23 protein-coding genes are annotated in these 24410 nt (G+C 59.3%); 11 read left to right on the top strand and 12 right to left on the bottom strand.

Annotated features, from left to right (window positions below; genetic code table 11):
* Positions 1-142: 142 nt before the first annotated feature.
* A complete protein-coding gene (locus tag Q0Z69_RS13965; RefSeq protein WP_298034846.1) occupies positions 143-1675 on the bottom strand; it encodes a sodium/proline symporter in 1533 nt (510 codons plus the stop codon).
* A gap of 186 nt (positions 1676-1861) precedes the next feature.
* Positions 1862-2464 (bottom strand): TetR/AcrR family transcriptional regulator, encoded by a 603-nt coding sequence (locus tag Q0Z69_RS13960; protein ID WP_298034843.1) that lies wholly within the window; start codon positions 2462-2464, stop codon positions 1862-1864.
* A gap of 265 nt (positions 2465-2729) precedes the next feature.
* On the opposite strand from Q0Z69_RS13960, the gene dapF reads away from it, so the two are divergent.
* The 4 genes from dapF (at position 2730) to Q0Z69_RS13940 (ending at position 7870) form a co-directional block, all read left to right on the top strand.
* Positions 2730-3575, top strand: a complete 846-nt coding sequence (gene dapF, locus Q0Z69_RS13955) for a diaminopimelate epimerase (protein WP_298034839.1) — start codon at positions 2730-2732, stop codon at positions 3573-3575.
* Positions 3576-3605: 30 nt separating this feature from the next.
* Positions 3606-4883, top strand: a complete 1278-nt coding sequence (locus Q0Z69_RS13950) for a dicarboxylate/amino acid:cation symporter (protein ID WP_298034837.1) — start codon at positions 3606-3608, stop codon at positions 4881-4883.
* A gap of 187 nt (positions 4884-5070) precedes the next feature.
* Positions 5071-6471 carry a peptide-methionine (R)-S-oxide reductase MsrB gene (msrB, locus tag Q0Z69_RS13945; RefSeq protein WP_298034836.1) on the top strand — a complete coding sequence of 467 codons (1401 nt, stop codon included), beginning with the start codon at positions 5071-5073 and terminating at the stop codon, positions 6469-6471.
* Between the two features lie 40 nt (positions 6472-6511).
* Positions 6512-7870: an 8-oxoguanine deaminase gene (locus Q0Z69_RS13940; RefSeq protein WP_298034835.1), complete on the top strand. Its 1359-nt coding sequence runs from the start codon at positions 6512-6514 to the stop codon at positions 7868-7870.
* 215 nt (positions 7871-8085) lie between these two features.
* Here Q0Z69_RS13940 and Q0Z69_RS13935 read toward each other — a convergent pair whose 3' ends face one another.
* The 5 genes from Q0Z69_RS13935 to Q0Z69_RS13915 all read right to left on the bottom strand — a co-directional run bounded on the left by Q0Z69_RS13935 (position 8086) and on the right by Q0Z69_RS13915 (position 11561).
* On the bottom strand, positions 8086-9462 hold the full coding sequence (locus Q0Z69_RS13935; RefSeq protein WP_298034833.1) for a uracil-xanthine permease family protein: 1377 nt from the start codon (positions 9460-9462) through the stop codon (positions 8086-8088).
* A gap of 256 nt (positions 9463-9718) precedes the next feature.
* Positions 9719-10147 (bottom strand): DUF523 domain-containing protein, encoded by a 429-nt coding sequence (locus Q0Z69_RS13930; RefSeq protein ID WP_298034831.1) that lies wholly within the window; start codon positions 10145-10147, stop codon positions 9719-9721.
* On the bottom strand, positions 10144-10521 hold the full coding sequence (locus tag Q0Z69_RS13925; RefSeq protein ID WP_298034828.1) for a DUF3783 domain-containing protein: 378 nt from the start codon (positions 10519-10521) through the stop codon (positions 10144-10146). The genes Q0Z69_RS13930 and Q0Z69_RS13925 overlap by 4 nt, the downstream gene beginning before the upstream one ends.
* A 13-nt stretch (positions 10522-10534) precedes the next feature.
* Positions 10535-11017 carry an 8-oxo-dGTP diphosphatase gene (locus tag Q0Z69_RS13920; RefSeq protein ID WP_298034826.1) on the bottom strand — a complete coding sequence of 161 codons (483 nt, stop codon included), beginning with the start codon at positions 11015-11017 and terminating at the stop codon, positions 10535-10537.
* 91 nt (positions 11018-11108) lie between these two features.
* Positions 11109-11561, bottom strand: coding sequence for a YjbQ family protein (locus Q0Z69_RS13915; protein ID WP_298034823.1), 453 nt, complete (start codon positions 11559-11561; stop codon positions 11109-11111).
* A gap of 137 nt (positions 11562-11698) precedes the next feature.
* Between Q0Z69_RS13915 and Q0Z69_RS13910 the strand changes: the two genes are divergently transcribed.
* The 3 genes from Q0Z69_RS13910 to Q0Z69_RS13900 are packed head-to-tail and all read left to right on the top strand — an operon-like array spanning position 11699 to position 13080.
* Positions 11699-11947 (top strand): Smr/MutS family protein, encoded by a 249-nt coding sequence (locus Q0Z69_RS13910; protein ID WP_298034821.1) that lies wholly within the window; start codon positions 11699-11701, stop codon positions 11945-11947.
* A 9-nt stretch (positions 11948-11956) separates the two neighbouring features.
* Positions 11957-12775: a carbon-nitrogen hydrolase family protein gene (locus tag Q0Z69_RS13905; protein ID WP_367272320.1), complete on the top strand. Its 819-nt coding sequence runs from the start codon at positions 11957-11959 to the stop codon at positions 12773-12775.
* On the top strand, positions 12772-13080 hold the full coding sequence (locus tag Q0Z69_RS13900) for an MGMT family protein (protein ID WP_298034818.1): 309 nt from the start codon (positions 12772-12774) through the stop codon (positions 13078-13080). The genes Q0Z69_RS13905 and Q0Z69_RS13900 overlap by 4 nt, the downstream gene beginning before the upstream one ends.
* 194 nt (positions 13081-13274) lie before the next feature.
* On the opposite strand, the gene Q0Z69_RS13895 is transcribed toward Q0Z69_RS13900, so the two are convergent.
* The 5 genes from Q0Z69_RS13895 to Q0Z69_RS13875 form a co-directional block, all read right to left on the bottom strand.
* Positions 13275-14057, bottom strand: coding sequence for a M15 family metallopeptidase (locus Q0Z69_RS13895; protein WP_298034816.1), 783 nt, complete (start codon positions 14055-14057; stop codon positions 13275-13277).
* Between the two features lie 119 nt (positions 14058-14176).
* Positions 14177-15190 carry a Gfo/Idh/MocA family oxidoreductase gene (locus Q0Z69_RS13890; protein WP_298034814.1) on the bottom strand — a complete coding sequence of 338 codons (1014 nt, stop codon included), beginning with the start codon at positions 15188-15190 and terminating at the stop codon, positions 14177-14179.
* An 82-nt stretch (positions 15191-15272) separates the two neighbouring features.
* Positions 15273-16262, bottom strand: coding sequence for an ABC transporter permease (locus tag Q0Z69_RS13885; protein WP_298034811.1), 990 nt, complete (start codon positions 16260-16262; stop codon positions 15273-15275).
* Positions 16252-17769 carry a sugar ABC transporter ATP-binding protein gene (locus tag Q0Z69_RS13880; RefSeq protein WP_367272319.1) on the bottom strand — a complete coding sequence of 506 codons (1518 nt, stop codon included), beginning with the start codon at positions 17767-17769 and terminating at the stop codon, positions 16252-16254. The genes Q0Z69_RS13885 and Q0Z69_RS13880 overlap by 11 nt, the downstream gene beginning before the upstream one ends.
* A gap of 183 nt (positions 17770-17952) precedes the next feature.
* Entirely contained in the window at positions 17953-18975 is a 1023-nt protein-coding gene (locus tag Q0Z69_RS13875; RefSeq protein WP_298034808.1) for a sugar ABC transporter substrate-binding protein, read from the bottom strand.
* A 581-nt stretch (positions 18976-19556) separates the two neighbouring features.
* On the opposite strand from Q0Z69_RS13875, the gene iolE reads away from it, so the two are divergent.
* The 4 genes from iolE to Q0Z69_RS13855 form a co-directional block, all read left to right on the top strand.
* Positions 19557-20459: a myo-inosose-2 dehydratase gene (gene iolE / locus Q0Z69_RS13870; protein WP_298034806.1), complete on the top strand. Its 903-nt coding sequence runs from the start codon at positions 19557-19559 to the stop codon at positions 20457-20459.
* A gap of 305 nt (positions 20460-20764) precedes the next feature.
* Positions 20765-21568, top strand: a complete 804-nt coding sequence (locus Q0Z69_RS13865) for a 5-deoxy-glucuronate isomerase (protein WP_298034804.1) — start codon at positions 20765-20767, stop codon at positions 21566-21568.
* 17 nt (positions 21569-21585) lie between these two features.
* Positions 21586-23514 carry a 3D-(3,5/4)-trihydroxycyclohexane-1,2-dione acylhydrolase (decyclizing) gene (iolD, locus tag Q0Z69_RS13860; RefSeq protein ID WP_298034802.1) on the top strand — a complete coding sequence of 643 codons (1929 nt, stop codon included), beginning with the start codon at positions 21586-21588 and terminating at the stop codon, positions 23512-23514.
* A gap of 340 nt (positions 23515-23854) precedes the next feature.
* Positions 23855-24410, top strand: a 556-nt coding sequence (locus Q0Z69_RS13855) for a Gfo/Idh/MocA family protein (RefSeq protein WP_298034799.1), incomplete at its 3' end; no start/stop codon positions are given.

Below are 24410 nucleotides of genomic sequence, written 5' to 3'. Positions count from 1 at the left end.
AGCGGCCGTCATCCGTCCGGGCTGTCAGACAGCTTTGTTAGAATACCAAATCACCGCCCGTTTGTCAACTCCTTTTTTCGGGTTTTCCAAAAAAAATTCGACCGCATGTTTTTCACACATGCGGTCAAATCTTTCAGTTCTCTTATGCAGCGTTGACTTCCTCAAACGCCTTTTCGATCTCAGCGTCAGGCTTCGCGGTCAGCAGGCTCACCACCACGATGGCAGCACAGGCCACAACAAACGCAGGCAGCAGCTCATAGATATCCCACACGCCGCCGATGGGACGGACCAGGAACTTCCACACGAATACCATGGCGCCGCCAGCCACCAGGCCAGCCAGGATGCCTTGGCGGTTGCTGCGCTTCCAGAACAGGGCCGACAGGATCGCAGGGCCAAAGGCCGCGCCGAATCCCGCCCAGGCGAACGAAACAATGGTAAACACATTGCTGTTGGGATCGGCGGCCAGGAAGATGGCGATCACCGCGATGACCACGACAGTCAGCCGGGCCACCAGCATGGTCTGCTTTTCCGTCAGCTTGACGCCAAATACATCCTGCACGATATTCTCGGAAAAAGCGGAGGAAGCGGCCAGCAGCTGGGAATCTGCGGTGGACATGGTGGCGGCCAAAATGCCCGCCAGGATGCAGCCGGCCACGACAGCCGGGAAGATGCCATAGTTAGACAGCAGGTCAGCCAGCTTTACGATCACCGTTTCGGTAGCGCTTCCCTCCAGGAAGGGGATGCGTCCGGCAGCGGACACCGCATGACCCACAATGCCGATAAATACCGCCACGCCCATGGAGATCACGACCCAGACGGAGGCGATGCGGCGGGACACTTTCAGTTCCTTCTCGTCCCGAATGGCCATGAAACGCACCAGGATATGAGGCATGCCAAAGTAGCCCAGTCCCCAGGCCATCATGGACACGATGCGGATCATCCCGTATGGCTCAGCCTGACCGGTCGCCGCGTTATAGGTCTGGCCGAAGTTCAAAAATCCGGGCAGCGTACTGGCGTGTTCGATCACCGCTCCCATACCGCCGGCCTGCACGACGCCGAATACCACGATGATCGTCAGAGCGGCAGTCATAATGATGGATTGGATCAGGTCCATGGTCGCCACGGCGTTGAACCCGCCCACGGAGGTATAGCTGATGATGACGATGGCGCCGATGATCACCGCCATCATATAATCCCATCCAAACAGGCTGTTGAACAGCTTGCCCACAGCCGCCAGGCCGGAAGCCACATACGGCACAAAGAAGATCAGGATGATGAGGGCGGAGATGCACATGATCACCGGCCTCTTCTCACCGTAGCGCTTGGAGATAAAGCTGGGGATGGTGATGGCGTCCAGCTTCACGCTGTAGCGGCGCAGGCGCTTTGCCACCAGCAGGAAATTCAAATAAGTACCCACCGCCAGACCGATGGCGGTCCAGCTGGCGTCAGCCACGCCGCTGAGATAGGCCAGTCCCGGGATACCCATCAGCAGGTAGCTGCTCATGTCGGACGCCTCGGCGCTCATGGCCGTCACCAGGGGGCCGATGCTGCGTCCGCCCAGGTAAAAGCCTTCAGCGCTCTTTTTGCTTCTGCGTCCGATCATAATGCCGGTCACGATCACGAAGCAAAGATACAAAATGATCGTGCCCATAATACAGATTTGTGCGGTCGTCATGGTATTCTCTCTCCTTTTGCGTTTCAATGTCAGTCATCATACCATACTTTATACAAGAATGAAATGCAGAATGCAGTATAGAATTTATTCTATACTGCATTGTTAAAAATATCAGATTTTCCTTTTTATATCAGCATTTTTCATCTGTACGATTTTTAGTATGCAATATTGTCAAAAAATAAAATATCAATTATATCCACGCTCTCTGGCCCGATAGCTCTCTAAAAACATAGGCGTCACACTGTCGGTATAGTCCACCAGGGAATAGTCCCCGTTGGACAGGCACCAATCATACAGCAGCGCCCGCTCCCACAGGGCGTATGCCTTTACGATGTCGTTCACTGTTCGGTCTGCCCGCAGCTGTCCGGCCTTCTGTCCCTCGCTGATGATCTGCCGCAGCAGCTTGAAATAAGTGCGGTTTCGGTCCAGCAGATGCTTCTCCCCCCGGGCCAGGAGCTGGGTCGACAGCAGCCGTGCCAGCAAATCCATGGAAACGCCGCCGTCGATCATGGCAAACAGCTCGTGATTCAGATAGATCAGCTTCTCCATGGCGTCCAGGCCGGGGTCCATGACCTCCATCAGCTCCTCATACTTCTCGTCAAAAACGTTGGCCAGGGTCCCCATCAGGTCGTCCTTCCCATTGAAATAATGATAGAAGGAACCTTTGGAGGTCTCAGATTCAAAAACGATGTCCTCCACCGTGGTATTATCGTATCCCTGCTCATAGAAGAGCTTCCAGGCCGCTGAGATGATGCGGCCCTTGGTGTTCCTGGCGTTTTTTCTCGGCATGACCCTGCGCCTCGCTTTCCCGGTCTTATTTGATATCCGCGGCAAACAATGGGCTACGGTTTCGGGCCGTTTTCAGCGTCCGGCGTACCGCCCTCTGTTCATTGAGGCTATCATACTGCTTTTACCGCCGGAAATCAAATAAAATTCCTCAACTATGCCGCATGATTTGCATGATTTTCAGCACATTCTCCAGTGTTCTCCGATGCCCGGTGCTGTTATAATACAATATCATATCATTGAGGATGATAGGAAGGAGGGGGTTCTTTTGAAATTCTGGAAAATGAACGGCGCCGGCAATGACTTTCTGGTGCTGAACAATCTGGAGGAGCATCTGCCCGCCGACGTATTCCCCATCATCGCCCGGACCCTTTGCGAGCGGCACCTGTCCATCGGCGCCGACGGGTTCATGGTGGTGGACGCCCCAACCCAGGGCGGCGACTATAAAATGCTGTTCTTCAACTCCGACGGCAGCATGGGCGAGATGTGCGGCAACGGCGCCCGGTGCATCTGCCGGTACGGCTACGAGAACGGCCTGGCGGGCGAGACCCAGACCGTGGAGACCACGGCGGGCATCGTCACCGGACGGCGGATCGACAGCCGCCTCTATCAGATCCGGCTCAACGACCCCACCACCATCCAGCTGGACTGCCCTGTAGAGGTAGACGGCGTGAAGTATGCCTGCTCCTATGTGGAGCTGGGAGACCCCGGTCTGCCTCACGCCGTGATACCCTATCACGATCTGCGGAACACCGACGCCAACGCTCTGCGGGAGCTGGGACGAAAGCTCCGCTGGAGCCCCGTCTTTCCCAAGGGCGCCAACGTGAACTTCTATGAGATCATCGGCGAGGACCACATCTACGAGCGGACCTTTGAGCGGGGCGTAGAGGACTTCACCTACGCCTGCGGCACCGGCACCGGCTCCGTGGCGGCGGTCCTGACGCTGCGGGGAAAGGTCAGCGGCCGGGGTGTCCGGGCGGACATGGCCGGCGGGACCCTGTTCGTCGACGTGGAGCGCGTCCATTCCCATATCGCGGGCCTGTATCTCACCGGCCCCACCAACATCGTCTGCAAAGGCGAGGTCACCGACGAGGACCTCTGCCTTGCAAAATAGTGTGTGTAAATAAATAGGAGGAGATCAAGTATGGAAAAGAAGTCCATCGCCAAGAATTACCGCTTCATAGCCCTGATGCTGGGCGCTATGATCCTGGGCGCCATCATTGGCTTCATCTGGCCCGTGGTGAAGGATGCCGACGGCAACACCATCAGCGCCGGCGCCACCGTTCTCAAGCCCTTCGGCACCGTGTTCATCAATATGATGTTCTGCATCGTGGTGCCTCTGGTGTTCGCGTCCATCTCCAGCGCTGTGGCCAACATGAAGAGCCGCAAGCGGGCTGGAAAGATCATGGGCGTCACCGTGGCCACCTTCGTCGTCACCGGCGCTATCGCCGCCGTCATCATGTTCGTGCTGGTCAAGCTCTTCCCCCCGGTCCTGACCCCCTGGGTGGAGCTGCCCCATGAGGAGATGGGCGGTTACGCCACCATGAGCGAGATGGTCGTCAACTTCTTCACTGCTGAGGATTTTGTGGGCCTGCTGTCCCGCCGGGCCATGCTGCCCCTGATCGTATTCTCCCTGCTGTTCGGCTTCGCCGTGAACCTGAACGGCGGCGGAGACTCTCCTGTGGGCAAGTTCCTGGAGGACCTGACCAATGTGATGCTGAAGTTCATCCAGATCGTCACTTACTACGCCCCCATCGCCTTCCTGGCCATTTTCGCCGACCTGGTGGCCAGCTACGGCTCCCAGGTGGTGGAGAACTACGGCCGCGCCCTGCTGCTGTACTATCCCCTGTGCTTCGTCTACATCTTCACTGCCTGGCCCCTGTTCGCATGGTTCGGCGGCGGCAAGGGCGGCGTAAAGACCATGTTCCAGCACATCGCCAAGCCCGCCGTGGTGTCCCTGGGCACCTGCTCCTCCGTGGCCACCATCCCCACCAATATGGAGGAGGCCAAAGCCACCGGCATCTCCAAGGATGTCAGCGACATGGTGCTGCCCCTGGGCGCCACCATGCACATGGACGGCTCCTGCTTCTCCTGCGTGCTGAAGATTGCCTTTGTTCTGGGTGTGGTGGGCCAGGACCTGAGCTTCAGCAAGCTGATCCCCGTCGTCCTGGTGGCCGTGCTGTCCTCTGTGGGCATGAGCGGCGTCCCCGGCGGCGGCTACATCGGCGAGTACATCATCTGCTCCATTTTCTTCCCGGAGAACATCGACGTGGCCTTCCCCATCCTGGTGGCCATCGGCAATCTGGTGGACCCCCCCGCCACCATGATCAATGCCGCCGGCGACTATGTGGTCAGCTACATCGTCTCCCGTTTTGTGGACGGTAAGGACTGGCTGCAGAGGGCCATGTCCAAAAATGCCTGAGTTCAATGTATGCGTAAAAATAGACCGCCATCGGCGGTCTATTTTTTTGTGCTTTTCTGTCCTTTGATGGCCGTTCCTGCCAGGGCCGCGGCGCAGTCTCGCCTTTGTATTGATTTCACCTCCGCGATATGAGATAATAAAATATATATCCTCATTGAACAAAGTGCATCAACCCTGGAGGTAGGATATGAAAAAGCGAATCTCTGAAATCTTCCTTTTTCTAATGAGCTTAACGCTGCTGCATGGATGCGCCGCTCCGCCGGCTCCTGAAACAGCTGAAGATCCGCCGTCACTGGAACATAACAAACGGGATATCTATTTGGCCGGCGGCTGCTTCTGGGGATTGGAGCGGTGCATGGAGGCCATCCCCGGTGTGCTGGAGGTAGTCACCGGCTATGCCAACGGCACCTGGGAGAAAGACCGGGAATTGACATATGAGGATGTCTGCACCGGCACCACCGGCTTCCGGGAGGCGGTCCGGGTCACCTACGATCCGGACCAGATCAGTTTGGACGCCATTCTGTTCTCTTTTTTCCATGTGATCGACCCCACAGTTCAGGACCGCCAGGGGCCGGACATCGGCAGCCAGTACCAGACCGGCGTCTACTATACCAGCGGCGCAGACAAGGAGACCGTGGACCGGATCGCGGAGATCGAGCGGAGCCGCTATCCCGAATTTTTCGTAGAGATCGAACCATTGGGAGACTTCCGGCTGGCGGAGGAATACCACCAGAACTACCTGGATAAAAATCCCAACGGCTATTGCCATATCGCGATGGGAAAAATCGGACAGATTCGGCAGATGCTCATTGATCCGGGCGATTACAGGTGCCCGGACGACGAGGCCATCCGGGCGGCGCTGACCCAGGAGCAGTTTGACGTGACGCAAAACAACGGAACAGAGCCTCCCTTTGATAACGAATTCTGGAATTTTTTTGAGCCGGGCATCTATGTGGACGTGGTCTCCGGTGAGCCGCTGTTTTCCTCCGCCGACAAATTTAAAAGCGGCTGCGGCTGGCCTGCTTTCTCCAAGGGCATGGATATCAATACTTTTTTCTTCATCAGCGACTCCTCAGACAGCTCCTCCCGGCTCGAGGTCCGCAGCAGAGCTGCCAACTCCCATTTGGGTCATGTATTCCAGGGCGATCCCGATTCCCCCACCGGCACAAGATACTGCATCAACAGCGCCGCCCTGCGGTTCATCTCATACGATGCCATGGAGGCCGAGGGCTATGGTTATCTGATGGAACTAGTAACAGACAGTTCCTCAGCCCTGCGGAGCTATACCTCCATCACGCCTGAGGAAGCCAAAAATATGATGGACGGCACGGCTATGATCCTGGATGTCCGGGAGCCTGACGAATACGCGGAGGGCCATGTCCCCGGAGCGGTCCTGCTGCCCTTGGGCACCATCAACGCTGAAACTGCTGGGAACAGCATACCCGCCAAGGATACGACAGTCCTGGTCTATTGCCGGAGCGGGAACCGGAGCAAGCTTGCCTCCGTCCGGCTGACGGAGCTGGGATACAGCAACATCTATGATTTCGGCGGCATCAGGGACTGGCCCTACGAAGTTGTGACCGACTGATCCGCTATATCCGATCCTATCATTGAAAGGAGCATCCCAAATGGCCTCTATCCTGCTGCGAAATCTGCAAGCGCTGATCACCTGCGACGAGGAGGACCGCATCCTGGAGCATACGGACCTCTATTGTGAGGACGGCTTCATCCGCTGCATCGGCCCTGAGCTTCCCCTGTCTGCCGATACCACCATCGATTGCAGCCACTGCTGGTGCTATCCCGGCCTTGTCAACACCCATCACCACCTGTATCAGGTGTTCTCCCGGAACCTGCCCCAAGTACAGAACATGGAGCTGTTCGACTGGCTCACGGCCCTGTATGAGATCTGGAAGGGACTGGACCAGGAGGTGGTCCGCCTCTCGACCCTGACGGGCTGCGGCGAGCTGCTGAAGCACGGCTGCACCACCTGCTTTGACCACCACTACGTTTTCCCCGCCGGAGCCGGCGACCTGATCGGCGCCCAATTTGCCGCCGCTGAAGAGCTGGGCGTCCGCATGTTTGCCTCTCGGGGCAGTATGGACCTGAGCCGCAAGGACGGCGGACTGCCGCCGGACAGTGTGGTCCAGACGGTGGATGAGATCATGCGGGATTCTGCCCGCGTCATTGAGGCCTACCACGATCCCCGCCCCGGCTCCATGCGGCAGGTGGCACTGGCCCCCTGCTCCCCCTTCTCCGTAAGTCCGGAACTGCTGCGGCAGAGCGCCATCCTGGCCCGGCAATACGGCGTCCGGCTCCACACCCACCTATGCGAGACCAAGGACGAAGAAGCCTATATGCTGCGAAACCACGGCGTCCGGCCCTTGGAATTCATGGCCTCCCTGGGCTGGACCGGCCCGGACGTGTGGTATGCCCACGGCATCCACTTCAACGGCGAGGAGCTGCGGGAGCTGGCCCGCACCGGCACCGGCGTGGCCCACTGCCCCATTTCCAATATGAAGCTGTCCTCCGGCATCGCCCGTGTCCCGGAGATGCTGGCTCTGGGCGTTCCCGTGGGCCTCGCGGTGGACGGCTCCGCCAGCAACGACGGCTCCTCTCTCATGGAGGAGCTGCGCGCGGCGTACCTGCTCCACCGGCTGAACAGCAGCAAAGCGGCCCCCTCCGGCTACCAGGTGCTGAAACTGGCGACCCGGGGCAGCGCCTGCCTGCTGGGCCGGGACGACATCGGCTCTTTGGAAGTGGGCAAGTGCGCCGACCTGTTCCTGGTGGATTCCCACCGCCTGGAGCTGGTGGGCGGCGAGTACAGCCCCGCCGACGTGTTGGCCACCGTGGGCCTCCGGGGACCGGTGGACTGCACCATCGTGGCGGGCAGGATCGTGGTCCGGGACGGTCATCTGGTCACCATCGACGAAGGGACCGTCGCGGAGCAGGCACGGAAGTGCTGCAGGGACTACCTGTCCAGAGCATGAACGGCAAAAAAAGAGACCGCTGCTCCGCAGCGGTCTCTTTTTGGCATTTTCTTATGGCGATACCGCATAAACCGGCAAGAGCAATTTGTGCGTAAAATTTCTACCAGAAAAAGACGCAAAACCGCAGGAATACTAGACGTATTTCAAGGTTTTGCAACGCATTGATGGCATAATTTTTCCGCAAAGTGCCACAGACGCATTTGTGCGGCGTTGCCTTAATACTTGCCCAGGTTGGCGGAAGAATCGGAGTTGGCGCTCTTGCCGAAGTGGAAGTCGTTGCCGGGCAAGATGGCATTGAGGATGATGCCGGCGATAGCGGCGATGGCCAGAGAGGTCAGGGTTATGGAGGCCCCACCCACCTGGAAGGTCAGTCCGCCGGTGAAGCCCAGGCCGCACACCAGGATGACGGCAGCAATAATGAGGTTCCGGCTGTTGGTGAAGTCCACCTGGTTCTCCACCACGTTCCGCACGCCGATGGCGGAGATCATGCCGTACAGGATGAAGCTGACGCCGCCGATGATAGCCGCAGGGATGGAGTTAACAATAGCAGCGAAGGCGGGGCTGAAGGACAGCACCACAGCATAGATGGCCGCCAGGCGGATGACCCGGGGATCGTGGACTTTGGACAGCACCAGCACGCCGGTGTTCTCTCCGTAGGTGGTGTTGGCGGGGCCGCCGAACATGGCGGAGAGGGATGTGGCAATGCCGTCGCCGATCAGAGTGCGGTGGAGGCCGGGATCCTCGATGAAGTTCTCGCCCACGGTGGCAGAGATGGCGGACATATCGCCGATGTGCTCCATCATGGAGGCGATGGCGATGGGGGCCATCACCAGGATGGCGGAGATGTCGAACTTGGCCACATTGCCGCCGAAATCGGTGAAGAAGGGCTGGAAGCCGAAGATAGGCGTCATACCGCCGGTAAGGCCCGCTACATCCAGGCCGGAGAAATCCACCTTGCCGGCGACCAGAGCCACTACATAGGAACCGACCACGCCCAGCAGGATGGGGATGATCTTTACCATGCCCTTGCCCCAGATGTTGCAGACGATGATGATGGCCATGCTCACCAGGGCCAGCCACCAGCAGGTGGCGGCGTTGTTCACGGCGGAGGGGGCCAAGTTCAGGCCAATGAGGATGATGATAGGACCGGTGACCACGGGAGGCAGATAGTGCATCACCCGATGGACGCCCACCACCTTGATGATAGCGGCCAGCACCACATACAGAAGGCCCGCCACCACGATGCCGCCGCAGGCGTACTGCAGCTTTTCAGCGCCGTCCATAGCGGCGTAGACGCCCTGGTCCATGGCTCCCATGGCGGCAAAGCCGCCCAGGAAGGCGAAGGAGGACCCCAGGAAGGCGGGGACCTTCATTTTGGTGCAGGCGTGGAAGAACAGCGTGCCGACGCCGGCGAAAAGCAGGGTCGTCTGGATGGAGAGGGGCAGACCGTAGGTATTCACCAGGATGGGCACCAGCACAGTGGCGCCGAACATGGCGAACATGTGCTGTAATCCCAGGATCAGCATTTTAGGTACGCCCAGGACCCGGGCGTCCCGAATGGGAGCTTGTCCAATGGTAGTCTTTTCTTTCATTTGTTTTCTCCTCTCAATCAATTTTCATACAGGCAAAAAAAATACCGGCACCACTGCCGGTCAAAAAAGGAAGAAAAAATAAGAAAAAGAGTCCGCCGTAAAGCTCCCGTGCATCAAACGCAGCATTGCGGTCCCTCCCTTCGCTATTTTGATATATTATACAGAAAGTGCGAACCCATTGCAAGGTTGCTTTTCCATGAGTACTGGATAAAAATCCAGTCGGAAATTGTAAAAAATGACGGCAGCTATGCCGCCGTCATTTCAGCAGCTCTTCGATCCGGGACTCCCCATATACCGGGATGCCCTGGCCCGCCAGCAGCTCTGCGGTCACGCCATCCCCTTCAATCAGCGTGCCGGTAAATGTGCCGTCATAGACGAGGCCCTTCCCGCAGGACGGACTGCGCTCCTTCAGCACCGCCGCCTCACAATCCAGCAGCTGATACAGCCGCAGCGCTTCCTCCGCTCCCCGGCGGTACTGCGCCGTCACGTCGCCCGCTTGGGTCGCCACCCGGTCCCCCTGCCGCTCCGCCGGCGGCCGGGGCGTGGGCAAGCCCCCCAACTGCTCCGGGCAGACCGGCACCAGCGTGTGCCGCTTCGCCAGCTCCGCCACAAGAGGATGGGCCTTGGACGCCCCGTCATACCGGCAGCAGGCTCCCAGCAGACAAGCGGAGATCAGGATCTTCATGACTTTCCCTGGATGGCCTGCCGCTCCCGCAGCAGCTCCGTGTACAGCGTCACAGCGTTCCAACTCCGGTTATGGGGCGTCAGCACCGCCTTCATGCAGTCAGGTCCCGCTCCCGCCTTGGCCAGGACCGGCAGCAGGGCGTCCAGCTTTTCCGCCAGTCCGCACAGCACGATCATCCGGCCTCCCAGGGTCCCGCCGGCATAGGGCTGCACCGGACCGGGGGCCGCGTCCAATCCCGCCAGCACCGCCAGGGTCTTGTTGTAATCCGTCCGGGCCACCGGCACCAGCTCCACGTCAAAGGGCTTGACGGCGGCCTCCAGCGCCAGGATCTGCAAAAGAGACTCAAAACCAAACAGCAGCAGTTTCCCACCCATCGTTGTTCCTCCTTTATTGGCCGTCGGTCTGAACGATCCCGCGCCCGTTCAGCACCGCCTGCGCCAGTTTCTCTCCCTCATACCGCAGCTTCAGGGAGAAAAAGGGCGTGTCCTGGTCCAGCAGGGCCAAAAATATCCGATCCCCCTCCCACAGGGTCAGGGAAAGCAGGTCCGCCTTTTTGATCCAGGCCAGCTCTCCCTCGTCGCACACACGGGGCGCCCCTGTCCAGCCCGTGGCGGTAAAGAGATGCATATACTCCGTCGGCGCCTGGTCGGAGACGAAGGTCACTAGGCCCCGGTAGCGGTACTCCGTCAGCGTCAATCCCGTCTCCTCCTGGGTCTCCCGCAGGATGCAGTCCTCGGGGCTTTCGCCCTCCTCCAATTTGCCTCCCACGCCGATCCATTTGTCGTGGTTCAGGTCGTTTTTCTTTTTGATCCGGTGGAGCATCAGGTATTCATCGCCCCGTTCCAGATAGCACAGTGTTGAGTTCAGCATGGGATTCTCCTTTGTTTTTCCTCCAGCCGCCAAGGCTTGAAGCGCCTAAACCGGCTACTATATTAGCCTTTGTTGGCAATATAATAGTTTTTTATTCGCCCATCACCTGAAACACGATATCCCGTACCCGGTCCCGGGTGTCGCACTCCACCAGAGTCAGGTTCTGCCAGGGACCGACCGTGATCTTTCCCGCCACAAAGGGAACGGTGATAAAGGGGGACAGCAGCGCCGCCTTGATGTGAGAGGAGCCATTGTCGTCGTGCCAGGTCTCGTGGTGCCAATAAGGTACGACCCGCCCCTTTTCGTCCAGATAGGGAGAGAACACATCCAGCGCCGCTTTTAAATCATGGTTCACCATGCCCGGCTCAAATTCCAGGGTCGTCAAGCCCGCCACACCGCCGGTGGTAAAGCCAGTGATGGTCCCGGCGGAAATACCGTATTTTTTGCAGGCCTCTGTCACCGCATGCTGAAAATCCCCCGTCACGTCGATCATGCCCATGTGAGCCTTGGTGTGGTAGGTTTTCGTCTCTGTATAAACCGCCATGAAAACAGCCTCCTGATTTCTTTTTCTGCATTGTAACACATTTTTGCTTGTGATACAATGAGAATGACCAAACTTTCAGGCGCTGTTTCCCACTCTCCGGCAATTTCGCCAAATCCATATGAGCAGGAGGCCGTCCTATGGACGCTGGAACACTGACTGTGGATCTCCACGGTAAAAATACCTATCAGGCCAAGGTGACGGTGGACGCTCTGCTGCGCCGGACCAAAGCCGGGACCTACCGCATCCGGCTGATCCACGGCTGCCACGGCGGCACCGCTCTGCGGGATTGCATCCGGGCAGAGTATGCCAACCACCCCAAGGTCAAGCGTCTCATTCTCTCTCCCGACGGCGGCGCCACGGAACTGGTGCTGCGGGAGTATCTATAGGAGGTATTCATGATGCGTGTCGCACTGATCCAAATGCCGGTGACGGCGGATAAACAACAGAATATCCAAACCGCCCTGGGAAAGCTCCAGGAAACGGCGAGAAACGGCGCGGATATAGCTGTCCTGCCGGAAATGTTCTGCTGTCCCTATCAAAACGACTGCTTCCGGGCGTATGGAGAGGCGGAAAACGGCCCTGTCCAGGCCGCCCTGTCGGCCCTGGCGGCAGAACTGGGCATCTATATTGTGGGCGGCTCCATCCCGGAGCTGGCGGATGGCCATGTCTACAACACCAGCTATGTCTATGACCGCCGGGGAACGCTGGTGGGCAAACACCGAAAGGCCCACCTCTTCGACATCGACGTGGCGGGCGGCCAGCGGTTCCGTGAGTCCGATACCCTTTCCCCAGGAAATGCCGTCACCACCTTTGAGACGGAGTTTGGGACCATGGGCCTGTGCATCTGCTTCGATCTGCGGTTTGAAGAGCTGGCTCGGTGCATGTGCCTGCGGGGCGCCAAGGTCCTCTTCGTCCCGGCGGCCTTCAACATGACTACCGGCCCCGCCCATTGGGAGCTGCTGTTCCGCCAGCGGGCGGTGGATAACCAGTGCTTCACCGTGGGCGTCTCTCCCGCCCGGGACGAGACCGCTGGATATGTGGCCTACGGCAACTCCATTGCCGTGGATCCCTGGGGGACGGTGCTGTGCCGCGCCGGCGGCGAGAAAACGACCCTGTATGCCGATCTGGATCTGGCCCGTCTGGAGGCTATACGGCAGCAGCTCCCCATCTTGTCTGCCCGGCGGATGGACCTGTATGAGGTGCGGGAACGGTGAGTGGGCAGGTCTTCAATGCATTTTATGCTATTATAAAGCACATTCCTGCCGGTAAAGTAGCCACTTACGGGCAGATCGCCTGTCTGGCCGGGATGCCCCGGTGTGCCCGGACCGTGGGCTACGCCGTGTCTGGCTGCAAGGACCCCGCCGTTCCCTGCCACCGGGTCGTGGACCGCTTCGGCGGCACCAAGCCTTGCTTCGACACCTTCGCTCCCAGGACCCAGAGGGCGCTGCTGGAAGCAGAGGGTGTGCTCTTCCGGCTGGACGGAACAGTGGATCTGGACCGGTGCCAGTGGCAGCCCTGATACTAATCACTCATAAAACAATGAAATTGTTTTATGGGGCCGCTTATGCGGCCCCGGCGGCGAAGCCGTCTGTGGATGAACGTCCATACTTTTCCTGCGCAACGTAGGCGCGGCGGCGCGATGCGCCGCAATTAAAAACTTTTTTAAAGTTTTTTGACTATAAACAGTATGACGGCTTGATCAAAAGGAAAACCTCAGGAGGCTCCCGCCGTCTCCTGAGGTTTCTCTGTTTTCATCTGAGGGGCCTTCGCCGTTTTCAGACTGTCCAAATACTCCTCAAAGCACAGCCCGCTGTCCCGAACAGCCGCTGCCGTCTCCCTGCCCACGTAGCGATAGTGCCACGGCTCATAGCCGATGCCGGTGATCTCGCTCTTGTCCGAGGGATAGCGCAGGATAAAGCCATACTCCCAGCAGTGCTCCATCAGCCATTTCTGCTCGGCGGTGGACTCCTGCTTCTTGTCCAGCACCTGGTAGCTGGCCGCCACGATATCCAGCGCCAGTCCTGTCTGGTGCTCGCTGGTGCCGGGTACCGCGACCCAGCGCCCCGCCTCCTTCTCCGCCGTCTCCTGGGTATATCCGGCGGCCCGCAGGCGGGCGATCTTGTTCTTATACAGCCGCTCCTGGGTCGCCTGGGGCCGATACGCGGAGCAGATAATGGGCCGCAGGCCCGCTTTGCGGCAGTCTGCCAGCATGTCCTTCAGGTCCTTCACGATCCGCTTGTCCACCTTCATGCCGTTGGACAGCGTCTCCAGCTCCACCGTGAAATCCTCCGGCAGGGTGTTCCAAGGATTCACCAGGATCATCCGCCATGCCTCTTCCGGCAGTGCGGCGCCGGCTGGCTCCACAGCGGCCGCCTGTGTCGCGGCAGGAGCCTCGACGGACGCTTTTCCGGATCCCGCCTCTCGGGGCGCCGGCGTCCAGGCGGTCAGCAGCAGCAACACCGCCAGCAAAGCGGCGATCACGCGTATTCTTTTCAAGGGCCATCGCTCCTTTCCTGCTTCTATGGTACAACCCCTCGGCCGCGAAAACAAGGAACATTTTGTAAACAAGCTAAAAAAGTCCGGCTGGTTCCTTCCAGCCGGACTTTCGATTGCTCTTACAGCTTGACGATCTTCCCGGTGCGCCAGGCCTCGGTAGTGGCATAGCCGATGGCGGTGGACTTGGTGCCGTCGTAGACGGTGGTGCCGGGCTTGGTGCCTGCCAGGGTGCAGTTCACGAATTCCTCCATCTCAATGAGATAGGCCTCCTCAAACCGCTCAGGGAAAGAACCGACGCATTCGGTGCACACACCGTTGGGACCGTAGATCTTGGCCAGGTTCTTCTCCGGCACGGCAGAGATGCGGATGGTACCCTCAGTGCCTACGATCTCAGTCTCCACATGGTAGCCATAGGGAGCAGTACGGCCCACATGGACCATGCCCATGGCGCCATTTTCAAATTTGTAGACAGCCACGCCGGTCTCATCGTCCCCAGCCTCTTTGAATTCGGGATGCTTGAAGGTGGCGCCCATGGCATAGACCTCTGTGGCCTCACAGCCCAGGAACCAGCGCATCAGGTCGATGTCGTGGATGGCCATGTCCAGGAAAATGCCGCCGGAGGTCTTGGCGAAGCGGATCGCGCCATCCACAAAGGCCTCAGGGTCGATGCCGGTGGCCTTCACCAGATAGGGCGTGCCGATAGCGCCGGCCTCGATCTGCTTTTTGGCGTAGGAGTAGGACTTGTCATACCGGCGCATGAAGCCCAGCATGAAGGTCAGGTCGGGGTGGCGCTCCACAGCGGCTTCCGCCTGCTTGCACTGGTCCACGTCCACGCCCAGGGGCTTTTCAGAAAAAACGTGCTTGCCCGCATCCAGGGCGGCCTCGATCTGCCAGCAGTGCTCGGAGGAGGTGGTGACGATGACCACGGCGTCGATATCGGCCTTGGCCAGCATTTCCTTGTAGTCGGTGTACACATCCGTAACGCCCAGTTCATTTTTGGCATACTCCAGCTCAGCGGGCATGATGGAGCAGGCGGCAGTCAGCTCCGCGTTGGGGATCTTGAAAGCGATATTCTGGGCATGGACCTTGCCAAGGCGGCCCAGACCGGCAATGCCGATACGAAGTTTTTTCATAAAAAGTCCTCCAGTTTTTCAGGTAAAGAGGCACGGGGCAAAGCCCCGCGCCCCAAAGTGACTATTTGTGTTTTACGGGATCTTACTTGGCAGCGGCCAGACGGCGGCGCTTGGCCTCCATCTGCTCGCGGATCACGTCCATCAGAACGGACAGGATGATGACCAGGCCCAGCACGATGTTCTGACCGGCGGAGTCGATGGACAGCATGGTGAAGCCGTTGCGGAGCACGGCGATGATCAGGCAGCCCAGCATGGTGCCGATCATGGTGCCCTTGCCGCCGGTGAAGGAGGCGCCGCCGATGATGCAGGCCGCGATGGCGTCGGTATCATAGGGATAGTTAGCGTTGGAGCCATTGCAAATGCCGCTGCGGCCCACAGAGTAGATACCGCCCAGAGCCGCCATGACGCCAGACAGGGTATAGCAGAAGGTCAGCACGTTGGCGGTGTTGATGCCGGAGAGACGGGTCGCCTCTATGTTGCCGCCGGCGCAGTAGATGGAACGGCCCAGAGCCGTCTTGCTCAGGAAGATGTGCATAATGATATACAGCACAATCACCACGATAAAGCCGACGGGGAAACCGCCGCCCCAGGAACCCAGGGTAGTCACGCCCAGCCACTCCACAGAGGAGGGGAACTTGTTGACCATCTGGCTGCCAGTGACCATCAACGCCGCGCCCCAGAGGACGTTCTTCATGCCCAGGGTGGACACGAAGGGATGGGGCAGGTGCAGTCGGGTCAGCAGCGTGCCGTTGACAAAGCCCATCAGGCCGCCGGCCGCAATGGCAACCACCATCATCAGCAGGCCGCTGGTGACGCCGGCCTGCTTCATGGCGCCCATGACGCAGGCACAGAACACGGCGTTGGCGCCCACGGACAGGTCGATACCAGCCGTGATCAGGCACAGCAGCATACCAGTGGCCAGGAAGGCGTTGAACGTGGTCTGCTTCAGGATGCCCATGATATTGCTGGGACTATAGAAATTCTTATTGGCAACTGCCAGGATCACGCACATGACCACCAGGGCCAGCAGCGTGCCCAATTGGAAACCAGAACCGCTCTTCTTATTCTTCATCTAAAGTTCCTCCCCATGCCGCCTTCATGATATCTTCCTGATTGAAATGCTTGCTGTCCCGCTCCACGGTGGCCATCACGCGGCCGCCGCGCATGACGACCACGCGGTCGCTCATGCCCAGGATCTCCGGCATTTCAGAGGAGATCATGATCACGCATTTTCCAGCCTTGACCAGGCTGTTCATAACATTGTAGACCTCGACCTTGGCGCCCACATCGATACCGCGGGTGGGTTCGTCAAAGATATAAATATCGGCGTCGGAGTTGATCCACTTGCCGATGACCACCTTCTGCTGATTGCCGCCGGACAGCTGCCCCACGATCTCATCAATGGAGGGCGTCTTGATCCGCAGCGACTCGATGTGGCCCTGGCCGGTCTCTTCAATGCGCTTTTCGTTCAGGAAGGGACCGTCGCTGTGTTTTTTGAAGCTGGACATGATCAGATTGGTGCGGATGGTCTGCCCCAGCACCAGGCCGGAGCCTTTGCGGTCCTCCGTCAGCAGGGCGATGCCCTCTTTGATGGCCTGCTTGGGACTCCTGATCTTGACCTCTTTGCCCTTGACATAGATCTTGCCGCCGTCCAGGGGGTCGGCGCCGAACACGGCGCGCACCGTCTCGGTGCGGCCTGCGCCCACCAGGCCGGACAGGCCCAGGATCTGTCCGCCGTAAGCCTCAAAGCTGACGCCGTTGAGGACGCCGCCGATCCGCAGGTCCTCCACCTTCAGCATGCACTCGCCCTTGGTGCCGAACTCCTTGGGGAACTGGTTCTCCAGGGTGCGGCCCACCATGGCGGTGATGAGGGAGTCGTTGGTCCAGTCCTTGATGTCCCGGGTCTCGATGTACTCGCCGTCCCGGATGACCGTCACCCGGTCGCACAGCTCAAACAGCTCCTCCAGCTTGTGGGAGACGAACAGAATGCCGATGCCCCGGGCCTTCAGCTCCCGGCAGGTCTTCATCAGCTCGGCCACTTCCTTCTCGCCCAGGGATGAGGTTGGTTCGTCCATGATGATCATCTTGGCGTCGATCAAAACCGCCTTGGCGATCTCGATCATCTGCTGCACGCCCATGCCGAAGGTGCCGGCCGCCTTGCGGGGGTCCACATCCTGGCCCAGGGACTTCATGACCTCGGCGGCTTTGGCGTGCATGGTGTCGTAATCCAGCAGCGCGCCTTTCTTCAGCCACTTGTTGATAAAAATATTGTCCGTGATGCTCAGCAGCCGCTCCATATTCAGTTCCTGATACACGCAGGCGATGCCCGCCGCCGCGGACTCGTTGGGATTTTTGAAAACCCGCTTCTCACCGTTCACGTAGATCTCGCCTTCGTCAGCCAGATGCACGCCGGTGAGGACCTTGATCAGGGTTGACTTGCCCGCGCCGTTCTCGCCGATCAGGCCGTGGATCTCACCGGGCTTGACAGCGAGCTGCATATCTTTCAGGGCAACCACACCTGGAAATCGCTTGGTTATGTTTTTCAGTTCAACTACGTATTCGCTCACCTGAATAATCACCTCATTTTCTCCCGATAGGGGGATACCAAACCAGCTTCCCGCCCGAGGCGGGAAAAGAGGGGGCTTTCGCCCCGCGCCGGACTCTCCGGCGCTCTGCGATATACAGAGGGCCCCGCCCCAGTTTTGCCGGAACGGGGCCCAATCTCGGTCAAACTACACTAACTTCGGATAGGAGCCTTTGAATCAGGCCAGATAGCCCTGCAGCTCTTCCAGACGGGCCTGGGCGGTAGAGGGATCGACCACGGTGGCGCCGGCGTCGATGAACTCGTCCAGGGTCTCGCCCTGCAGCGCGCGGATGACGGCGTCGACAGACTCATAGCCCATCTTGTAGCCCTGCTGGCAGACGGACATGGTCTCTTCACCGGCCAGGATGGACTCACAGGCGGACTGGATACCGTCGAAGCCCAGGAACACGGTGTTTTCATAAGCGGCATTGCCAGCAGCGGCACGGGCGGCGGCCATGGCCATATCGTCGTTGTTGGCGCAGATCACGGCGATGCCCTCGGGATGGTTCTGCATGATAGCCTCCATGCAGGTCACGGCCTGGTCGGCCACGGCGTTGGCATACTGGACCTCGTCATACAGGAAGGTGCCGCCAGCGGCCTCGATGCCGGCAGCGTAGCCCTTCATACGGGCCTCGTTGGTGGAGTCGCCCTGCACGCCGGCGATCTCGATGCACTTGATCTCTTCCCAGCCGCGCTCCTTGGCCAGCTTGGCAGCGGCCTCGCCGCCCAGCTTGCCGGCGGCCTCGTTGCCGGTGCCGACGAAGGACAGGACCTCGGGGGCGTCGATGTTGGTGTCAACGGCCACGATGGGCTTGGTCTGACCGGAAATCATGTTGGCGACCATGTCGGCCTGCAGGGGAGCAATGACATAACCGTCGATATCGGCATTGTTCATGTCGGTCTCGATCATGTTCTGCTGCTCTTCGTAAGCAGTCTCAGAGGTAGCGCCCTTCACTTCCACGTGAACATTGGGATGATCCTTCTCATAAGCCTCAGCGCCGGCCACCACATAGCCCCAGTACTCAGAGGCGGTGGTCTTCAGGATGACGGAGATGTTATACTCCTCAGCGGCGGGCTCGGCGGGTTCTTCGGTCTTGGCGGGCTCGTCGGTCTTGGCGGGTTCTTCGGCCTTATCCCCGCCGCAGGCGACCAGGGAGAGGGCCATGACCAGAGCCAAGAGCAGTGCGAAAAACTTTTTCATAACTTCTTTTCTCCTTTTTTGATTTTCCGGAAATGCAAAACCATATTTTCGTTGAAAACCAACATATTTCCACGCCTTGTACAAGGCGTGGAAAAGGGGGACCCCCTTTTCTGGCTGTCAGCGAAAACGATTAGTATCCCCGGTGAATGCGGTTTTATCCTAGCATAAAGAAAACAGGCCCGTCAAGGAGCTTGTGCAAATTCTGTTTATTACTGAAAAAAACATCATCATTTTTTGTGCACATTTGCAAATTCCTTAAGAGATGCCGCAGAACTGTTCCCTGCGCCTGCAGAAAGCGCTCAGTGCGACCTGGCCGTCCACTGCCGGCCTGCCATTGAAAGCAGCGGTCGATAGTTTCTGTCACATCCATAAAAAATCTGGAAACGTCTTTGGCTAAATCAGAAAAAATCAAAATTCTTTCCAAAAAAACGTTGATTTTCAGTAAAAACGATGATACGTTTATAAAGAACGAAAACGATTTCGTCCGTGTGTTTTTGTAAGCGTTTCTGTGAACGCACACACATTCTGCCGCAGACAGCGGCAATGATCACATGTACACTTTTTTAAGGAGGTCATTTCCAATGTTTGATCCCAAAAATGTTTCCCTTGGCATCGCCCCCATTGGCTGGTGCAACGACGACATGCCGGAGCTGGGCGCTGAGAACACCTTCCAGCAGATCGTCAGTGAGATGGCGCTGGCCGGCTTCACCGGCTGCGAGATCGGCAACAAGTATCCCTCTGATCCCGCCGAGCTGAAAAAGGCGCTGGACCTGCGGGGCATGCGCATCGCCAGCCGCTGGTACTCTTCCTTCATCCTGACCCGTCCCATGGAGGAGGAGATTGCCGACTTCACCGCCAACCTGGACTTCCTGGCTGCCGTGGGCGCCAACCGCATCAACGTCAGCGAGCAGAGCTATTCCATCCAAGGCCAGATGGACACCCCCATCCTCACCGGCGGCCACAAGCACGTGATGAACGACGAGGAGTGGGACCGCTTCTGCGCCGGCCTGAATACCTTGGGCAAGATCGCCGTAGAGCGGGGCTTCAAGCTGTGCTTCCATCATCACATGGGCACCGTGGTGCAGACCAGCGAGGAGACGGACCGCATGATGGCCAACACCGACCCCCGCTATGTGTTCCTGTGCTATGACACCGGTCACTTCACCTTCGCCGGCGAGGACCCCCTGACCATGCTGAAGAAGTATGTGGACCGGGTTGGCCACGTCCATCTGAAGGATATGCGCCTGAGCGTGGTGGAAGAGGCCCGCAAGAATAACTGGAGCTTCCTGCAGGCTGTCCGCAACGGTGCTTTCACCGTCCCCGGCGACGGCGACGTAGACTTCGATCCCGTGTTCCAGGTGCTCTCCGACGCCGGCTATCAGGGCTGGCTGCTGGTGGAGGCCGAGCAGGACCCTGCCAAGGCCAATCCTCTGGAGTACGCCATGAAGGGCCGCAAGTACATTGCGGAGCACACGGGACTCTAATCGAAGGGGGACTGCGTCCCCCCTCGATCTTCCCCCTCCCCAGTGACATCGGTCACTGGGGTGTGCGCCCCAAGGGCGCACGGGTCAAAGTATTTTCGCCACGCACATGTCGCGGCGAAAATGTTCGAATGTTTTGATTTGCCAAAGGCAAATCAACTGGGGAAGACCCACAGTCCTCCCCCAACTCCCTTTCTCTGCGCCTGCGGGCGCGGAAGGAGAATGAGGCAGAGCGGCAAAGCCGCCTGATTTGATAATTCCTAACTCCTAATCCCTAATTCCTAATTTTCATGCAGGAGATGTTTCCAATGACCTACTTTAACAAAAACGCCGAGCTGAAAAACGGCTACAACACCTATATCGACGCCTCTGTGGACGATATGGGGACCCAGATGGACGTGGGCCTGCTGCTGATGGAGGACGGCGACATCTTCACCTTTGAGGAGGCTGAGAAGGAGATCGCCGTGCTGCTGTTCTCCGGCAAGGTCACCTACGCGTGGGACGGCAAAACCTGCGAGGCCGACCGCCCCGACTGCTTCCACCACGAGGCCTACTGCCTGCTGGCTGGCAAAGGCACCAAGGTGACCCTCACCGCCCATGCCCACAGTGAGCTGTACATCCAGAAGACTGTCAACGAAAAGCCCTACGAGGCCGTCATGTACACCCCCGACACCGTCCAGACTCAGTATGCCGGCGGCAAGGGCGAGCTGATGGGCTGCATGGAGCGGGAAATCAAGACCTTCTTCGACCATGACAACGCCCCCTTCTCCAACATGGTCCTAGGCGAGGTGCTGAACCGCCCCGGCAAGTGGTCCTCCTATCCCCCCCATCACCATCCCCAGCCGGAGGTCTACTTCTACCGCTTCGACTATCCCGACGGTTTCGGTGCTGGCTTTGCCAACGGCGAGATCTACAAGACCGGCCACAACGGCCTGTCCGTCATCAACCACGGCTTCCACTCCCAGACCGCCGCGCCCGGCTACGCCATGTGCTACGCCTGGGGCATCCGCCATCTGGAGGGCGATCCCTGGCTGAAGACCCGCATCGACGACCCCGAGCACGCCTGGCTGTGGAAGGCCGACGCCAACGACCACATCTATCCCAATCATTGACAGGAGGTACGATCCCCATGAAAACTGTTCGTTTGACCATGGCTCAGGCCCTGGTCCGGTTCCTGGAGAACCAGTTCATCGAGGTGGACGGCGTTCAGAACCGCTTCGTCCGCGGTGTGTTCATCATCCCCGGCCACGGCAATGTGGTGGGCTTCGGTCAGGCGCTGACCCAGGAGGCCAAGCACCTGGAGGTCTGGCACGGCCAGAATGAGCAGGGCATGGCCCAGGCCGCCGTGGCCTTCGCCAAGCAGATGAAGCGCAAGCAGATCTGCGTGGCCACCTCTTCCGTCGGCCCCGGCGCCGCCAACATGGTCACCGCCTGCGGCACCGCCACCGCCAACAACATCCCCCTGCTGGTACTGCCCGGCGACGTGTACGCCTGCCGCCAGCCCGACCCCGTGCTGCAGCAGGTGGAGCAGACCAACAACCTCTCCATCTCCACCAACGACGCCTTCAAGGCCGTCTGCCGCTACTGGGACCGCATCGTCCGTCCCGAGCAGCTGATGAGCGCCATGATCTCCGCGTTCCGTGTCCTGACCGACCCCGCCAACACCGGCGCCGTCTGCATCGCCATGCCCCAGGACGTGGAGGGCGAGGCCTATGACTATCCTGTCAGCTTCTTCGCCAAGCGCGTGTGGCGCCTGGAGCGCCGCCCCGCCACCGAGGCCGCGCTGAATGACGCCGCCGAGGCTATCAAGAAGGCCAAGCGCCCCTTGCTGATCTGCGGCGGCGGCGTCCGCTACTCTGAGGCTCACGCCGAGTTCCGCGCCTTCGCCGAGGCCACCGGCATCCCCTTCGCCGAGACCCAGGCGGGCAAGAGCGCCATCGAGTGGACCCATTCCCTGAACCTGGGCGGCGTCGGCGTCACCGGCTGCTCCGCCGCCAACGACATCGCCAAGAAGGCGGACCTGGTCATCGGCGTCGGAACCCGCTACACCGATTTCACCACCTCCTCCAAGTGGCTGTTCAAGGACACCTGCAAGTTCGTCAACATCAACGTCTCCGAGTTCCAGGCATTGAAGATGGACGCCATCCCCGTGGTGGGCGACGCCAAGGACGCCCTGCCCCGGCTGCTGGCCAAGCTGGACGGCTACAAGGCTCCCTACACCGGCGAGGTCGCCGCGGCCCGTGAGAAGTGGGCCAAGGAGCTGGAGCGTCTGGACCACATCGTCTTTGAGGACAAGAAGTCCTGGAAGCCCATCATCAACGACGCCAACGCCGACTCCGCCAAGCGCTACGCCAAGGACCTGAAGGCCGGATTGTGCCAGACCACTGTTCTGGGCGCCATCAACGCCATGATGAGCGAGGGCGACGTGGCCATCGGCGCCGCCGGCTCCCTGCCCGGCGACATGCAGCGCATGTGGCGTCCCACCGGCATCGACTGCTACAACATGGAGTACGGCTACTCCACCATGGGCTACGAGGTAGCCGGCGCTCTGGGCGTAAAGCTGGCCATCGGTGACAAGCGGGAGGTCTACGCCATGTGCGGCGACGGCAGCTTCAACATGCTCCACGGGGAGCTGGTCACTGCCGTGATGGAGCACAAGAAGGTCAACATCTGCCTGTTCGACAACGCCTCCTTCGGCTGCATCAATAACCTGCAGGTGGGCCACGGTAACAAGACCCTGTGCACCGAGCTGCGCTACCGCAATAAGGACGGCCTGTTCGGCGACTTCCTGGATATCGACTACGCCAAGGTGGCGGAGGGCTACGGCTGCAAGAGCTATTCCATCCGCACCATGGAGGAGCTGGTGGCTGCCTTTGAGGATGCCAAGAAGGTCAAGAACCAGCCCGTCCTGTTTGACATCAAGGTCCTGCCCAAGACCATGACCGACGGCTATGGCTCCTGGTGGCGCGTAGGCGACACCGAGGTCTCCGAGCGCAAGGAAAACGTGGAGGCCTACAAGGACCACCTGGCCCATGTGAAGGACGCTAGAAAATATTGATCCTCAAGGGGGAGCAGGCTCCCACTCAACCTCCCCCACCACCAGTCTGCGGACTGGTGTGTACGCCCCAAGGGCGCACAGGTCGGGGAATTTTCGGCAGGCACATGTCCTGCCGAAAATGATGAAAATTTCTTCTTTCGCCGCTGGCGAAAGAACTGGGGAAACCACAGGTTTCCCCTAGACCCTTTCCTTTCGGGCGGGCTTTGCTCGCCTCCCCGCTGCCCCAAGTGCAGGAAGATCATTCTTACATTTTAATATTAAATGTATCCACCAGATCGTTTCGAAAATTTCTAATTTCCCATTCCCAATTTCTAATTTAAAAGTAAGGAAGGTAATCAACATGGATAAGGTTCTGAAAATCGGCATCATCGGCTGCGGCGCTATCGGCAAGGACCACTGCCGCCGCATCATCGAGACCGTTCCCGGCGCCACTGTCGTGGCCGTCTCCGACTATGTGGCCGCCGCCGCTGACGACACCGCCGCCAAATACGGCATCAAGTCCTACGGCAGCGACTGCGACGGTATGATCAAGGACCCCGAGGTGGAGGCCGTGGTCATCACCTCTATCGACCCCACCCATCACGACTACGTGATGAAGACCCTGGCTGAGGAGAAGTGGTGCTTCTGCGAGAAGCCCCTGAGCCAGAACGCCAAGGACTGCGAGGAGATCATCAACCGTGAGGTGGAGATCGGCAAACGTCTGGTGCAGGTGGGCTTTATGCGCCACTATGACCGCGGCTACGCCGAGATGAAGCGCATCATCGACTCCGGCGAGCTGGGCGCTCCCCTGGTCATCAAGGCCTGCCACCGCAACGTCTCCCAGGGCCCGGGCTTCAAGACCGAGAACGGCGTGACCAACGTGGCCATCCACGAGCTGGACATCTGCCGCTGGCTGC

The sequence above is a fragment of the uncultured Dysosmobacter sp. genome, from assembly GCF_947631165.1.
Classification (GTDB): domain Bacteria; phylum Bacillota; class Clostridia; order Oscillospirales; family Oscillospiraceae; genus Oscillibacter.
Note: the sequence above shows the minus strand (reverse complement) of the source record. Positions and strands in the feature narration are given on the sequence as shown.

Excerpts from the sequence above, each read along its gene's own strand:
- Q0Z69_RS13965 (WP_298034846.1), bottom strand. The coding sequence starts at position 1,675 with ATGACGACCGCACAAATCTGTATTATGGGCACGATCATTTTGTATCTT.
- Q0Z69_RS13950 (WP_298034837.1), top strand. The coding sequence starts at position 3,606 with ATGGAAAAGAAGTCCATCGCCAAGAATTACCGCTTCATAGCCCTGATG.
- iolE (WP_298034806.1), top strand. The coding sequence starts at position 19,557 with ATGTTTGATCCCAAAAATGTTTCCCTTGGCATCGCCCCCATTGGCTGG.
- Q0Z69_RS13940 (WP_298034835.1), top strand. The coding sequence starts at position 6,512 with ATGGCCTCTATCCTGCTGCGAAATCTGCAAGCGCTGATCACCTGCGAC.
- Q0Z69_RS13935 (WP_298034833.1), bottom strand. The coding sequence starts at position 9,462 with ATGAAAGAAAAGACTACCATTGGACAAGCTCCCATTCGGGACGCCCGG.
- Q0Z69_RS13915 (WP_298034823.1), bottom strand. The coding sequence starts at position 11,561 with ATGGCGGTTTATACAGAGACGAAAACCTACCACACCAAGGCTCACATG.
- iolD (WP_298034802.1), top strand. The coding sequence starts at position 21,586 with ATGAAAACTGTTCGTTTGACCATGGCTCAGGCCCTGGTCCGGTTCCTG.
- Q0Z69_RS13930 (WP_298034831.1), bottom strand. The coding sequence starts at position 10,147 with ATGAAGATCCTGATCTCCGCTTGTCTGCTGGGAGCCTGCTGCCGGTAT.
- Q0Z69_RS13910 (WP_298034821.1), top strand. The coding sequence starts at position 11,699 with ATGGACGCTGGAACACTGACTGTGGATCTCCACGGTAAAAATACCTAT.
- Q0Z69_RS13960 (WP_298034843.1), bottom strand. The coding sequence starts at position 2,464 with ATGCCGAGAAAAAACGCCAGGAACACCAAGGGCCGCATCATCTCAGCG.
- Q0Z69_RS13920 (WP_298034826.1), bottom strand. The coding sequence starts at position 11,017 with ATGCTGAACTCAACACTGTGCTATCTGGAACGGGGCGATGAATACCTG.
- Q0Z69_RS13925 (WP_298034828.1), bottom strand. The coding sequence starts at position 10,521 with ATGGGTGGGAAACTGCTGCTGTTTGGTTTTGAGTCTCTTTTGCAGATC.
- Q0Z69_RS13865 (WP_298034804.1), top strand. The coding sequence starts at position 20,765 with ATGACCTACTTTAACAAAAACGCCGAGCTGAAAAACGGCTACAACACC.
- Q0Z69_RS13875 (WP_298034808.1), bottom strand. The coding sequence starts at position 18,975 with ATGAAAAAGTTTTTCGCACTGCTCTTGGCTCTGGTCATGGCCCTCTCC.
- msrB (WP_298034836.1), top strand. The coding sequence starts at position 5,071 with ATGAAAAAGCGAATCTCTGAAATCTTCCTTTTTCTAATGAGCTTAACG.
- Q0Z69_RS13905 (WP_367272320.1), top strand. The coding sequence starts at position 11,957 with ATGATGCGTGTCGCACTGATCCAAATGCCGGTGACGGCGGATAAACAA.
- Q0Z69_RS13885 (WP_298034811.1), bottom strand. The coding sequence starts at position 16,262 with ATGAAGAATAAGAAGAGCGGTTCTGGTTTCCAATTGGGCACGCTGCTG.
- Q0Z69_RS13890 (WP_298034814.1), bottom strand. The coding sequence starts at position 15,190 with ATGAAAAAACTTCGTATCGGCATTGCCGGTCTGGGCCGCCTTGGCAAG.